12 tRNA genes are annotated in these 1391 nt (G+C 51.3%); all 12 read right to left on the bottom strand.

Going from position 1 to position 1391, the window contains the following annotated elements:
* Positions 1–27: 27 nt before the first annotated feature.
* The 12 genes from GC098_RS20795 to GC098_RS20850 all read right to left on the bottom strand — a co-directional run bounded on the left by GC098_RS20795 (position 28) and on the right by GC098_RS20850 (position 1375).
* Positions 28–99: transfer RNA gene (locus GC098_RS20795), tRNA-Gln, on the bottom strand.
* 14 nt (positions 100–113) lie between these two features.
* A tRNA-Tyr gene (locus GC098_RS20800) sits at positions 114–195 on the bottom strand.
* Positions 196–311: 116 nt separating this feature from the next.
* Positions 312–388, bottom strand: a tRNA-Asp gene (locus GC098_RS20805).
* 31 nt (positions 389–419) lie between these two features.
* Positions 420–496, bottom strand: a tRNA-Met gene (locus GC098_RS20810).
* Positions 497–579: 83 nt separating this feature from the next.
* Positions 580–655 (bottom strand) — tRNA-Val (locus GC098_RS20815).
* 23 nt (positions 656–678) lie between these two features.
* Positions 679–753, bottom strand: a tRNA-Glu gene (locus GC098_RS20820).
* Between the two features lie 20 nt (positions 754–773).
* A tRNA-Ser gene (locus GC098_RS20825) sits at positions 774–862 on the bottom strand.
* 12 nt (positions 863–874) lie between these two features.
* Positions 875–948: transfer RNA gene (locus tag GC098_RS20830), tRNA-Met, on the bottom strand.
* A 26-nt stretch (positions 949–974) separates the two neighbouring features.
* Positions 975–1062 (bottom strand) — tRNA-Ser (locus GC098_RS20835).
* Positions 1063–1134: 72 nt separating this feature from the next.
* Positions 1135–1207: transfer RNA gene (locus GC098_RS20840), tRNA-Asn, on the bottom strand.
* Positions 1208–1210: 3 nt separating this feature from the next.
* Positions 1211–1286: transfer RNA gene (locus GC098_RS20845), tRNA-Ala, on the bottom strand.
* 12 nt (positions 1287–1298) lie between these two features.
* A tRNA-Ile gene (locus GC098_RS20850) sits at positions 1299–1375 on the bottom strand.
* Positions 1376–1391: the final 16 nt, after the last annotated feature.

Raw genomic sequence — 1391 nt, forward strand, 5'->3', positions numbered from 1 at the left:
CTTACCTTCACTTTATGGGGTGTAATACTGGGGATCAAGGATTTGAACCTTGGCATGACGGAGTCAAAGTCCGTTGCCTTACCGCTTGGCTAATCCCCAACGTAGTTTGGAAATGGAGGCTGATGGATTCGAACCACCGAACTCGAAGAGAGCAGATTTACAGTCTGCCGTGTTTAGCCACTTCACTAAGCCTCCACATATAAAACCTTACCGGACCCGAAAAAAGTAATAAACGTTACTCTACCAACCTACTGATTACAAGTCAGTTGCTCTACCAGTTGAGCTACAACGGCATATTCATTTTGAAAAAATGGCGGAGCTGACGGGATTCGAACCCGCGGTCTCCTGCGTGACAGGCAGGCATGTTAGGCCACTACACCACAGCTCCACACTGTATAAAACAACTCTCTGAAAGAGTTTGGTTGCGGGGGCAGGATTTGAACCTGCGGCCTTCGGGTTATGAGCCCGACGAGCTACCGAGCTGCTCCACCCCGCGACATTGAACGCATAATTTCATTATGGGCCCCGAAAAAGTAATCGGCGTTGCTACAAAGCTTCACTTCACTTTTTTGGGCAGTATGGTGGAGGCTGACGGGATCGAACCGCCGACCCTCTGCTTGTAAGGCAGATGCTCTCCCAGCTGAGCTAAGCCTCCATGGGATGGAACTAAAAAATTGATGGTGACCCGTAGGGGACTCGAACCCCTGTTACCTCCGTGAAAGGGAGGTGTCTTAACCACTTGACCAACGGGCCAAACTTAAAAAATTTACCGACGGAGAGAGAGGGATTCGAACCCTCGCACCACTTACGCAGTCTAACCCCTTAGCAGAGGGTCCCCTTATAGCCACTTGGGTATCTCTCCAAATTTATCTAGTAGCGGCAGAGGGGCTCGAACCCCCGACCTTACGGGTATGAACCGTACGCTCTAGCCAGCTGAGCTACGCCGCCATACTGTCTTTCCTTTAATAAAGAAACGGAGAAGGAGGGATTCGAACCCTCGAGACGCTTGTGACGCCTACACGATTTCCAATCGTGCTCCTTCGGCCGCTCGGACACTTCTCCAAGTATTTATGGGGTCCCCAAAAAGTAATCGGCATACTCATCGGAGCATCTCTTCACTTTTTGGGGTTTAGACTCCCCGAACAGGACTCGAACCTGTGACAACTCGATTAACAGTCGAGTGCTCTACCAACTGAGCTATCAGGGAATATGGTGGAGCCAAGCGGGATCGAACCGCTGACCTCCTGCTTGCAAGGCAGGCGCTCTCCCAGCTGAGCTATGGCCCCTCGTTTATTAATTGGTGGGCCCTAGTGGACTCGAACCACCGACCTCACCCTTATCAGGGGTGCGCTCTAACCAGCTGAGCTAAGGGCCCTAATGTGTAAAACAGT

Origin of the sequence: Paenibacillus phytorum (genome assembly GCF_013141715.1) — a bacterium.
Lineage (GTDB): Bacteria > Bacillota > Bacilli > Paenibacillales > NBRC-103111 > Paenibacillus_E > Paenibacillus_E phytorum.